Raw genomic sequence first — 1,204 nt, forward strand, 5'->3', positions numbered from 1 at the left:
GCTTGTTCCTTAGTCAGCGTGCTGTCGCGGAGCTGATCCATAATAGCTTTCGCTTTTTTCTTTGTAGCGGTATCTAAATTGTTAAAAGGACCGCCTTTATGTTCAGGCAAGTTCACGCCAAGTTCCTTTAATTTGGCTTCAGCTTGTTCCTTAGTCAGCGTGCCGTCGCGGAGCTGATCCATAATAGCTTTTGCTTTTTTCTTTGTAGCCGCATCTAGATTGCTGAAGGGGCCGTCTTTGTGCTGAGGCAAGTTTATGCCGAGTTTCTGTAATTTTTCCTGTGCTTTTTTCATAATATCATCAACTTTTTGTTGTGTTGCATCATCTATATTTGTTGTACTGCCATTTGTTCGCTCTACAACTGTTGAAGAGCTTGTTTCATCTTTGCTTGCTGCAAATGCCGTGGAGTTTGCAGCGGCCATAACTCCTAGTGTTAAACCGCTTGCCATGATATAACCGAATAGTTTCTTTTTCATGCTGTTGTCACTCCTTAAAAGTTATAGGGGTGTGGTACAGAGCTGTCCACAATTGTTAATGTAACCACCAATAGTGAAAAAATGGTGAAAATAGATAAAAAACGAAAAAATATAGACGTTTGTTGAACACTACAGCTCTTCTATTGGATAACAAAATGAAATTCGATATGATTTTATCTAAACAGCAGCAAAAAAGAATGGAGACTTTATATAGATGAACATTCTTAAAAAATTGGGAATAGCTTTGATAGTTGCGATAGCGGTAAGCCTCGTATTTTTGTTTCGCGATGAGTTAAAGCCTGGTCCAACGCTAGAAGATTTTTCAGGAGCAACTGAGTTGCATCCTGTCGTAGAAGAAAAGAAAAATAAACTTGTTCAACAAGCAAGTGACCAAGGAATCTCAATTGTCATTACGGAAGGTTTCCGTTCAAAAGAAGAACAAGATAAGCTTTATGCAAAAGGCAGGACGGAAGAAGGTAATATTGTTACCTACTCAAAGGGCGGCCAGTCTTATCACAATTACGGATTAGCTATTGATTTTGCTATTCAGTTAAAAGACGGACAAGTTATTTGGGACATGGAATATGACGGTAATAATAACAATCAGTCTGATTGGATGGAGGTTGTAGATATCGCGAAAAATTTAGGATTCGAATGGGGAGGAGATTGGCAAGGTTTTAAAGACTATCCGCATTTTCAAATGAGTCCGGAAAATATAGAAGACCACA

General features: G+C 38.8%; 2 protein-coding genes. One reads left to right on the top strand and one right to left on the bottom strand.

The genetic code is table 11. The features are described from left to right. Positions 1-476 (bottom strand): hypothetical protein (locus ACFX4W_RS05275; RefSeq protein ID WP_377559283.1); only part of this gene is annotated, 476 nt, incomplete at its 3' end. Between the two features lie 214 nt (positions 477-690). On the opposite strand from ACFX4W_RS05275, the gene ACFX4W_RS05280 reads away from it, so the two are divergent. Then, positions 691-1,204: M15 family metallopeptidase (locus ACFX4W_RS05280; protein ID WP_377559285.1), on the top strand; the 514-nt coding region annotated here is incomplete at its 3' end.

The organism is Priestia sp. YIM B13489 (assembly GCF_042787645.1).
GTDB lineage: Bacteria > Bacillota > Bacilli > Bacillales > Bacillaceae_H > Priestia > Priestia megaterium.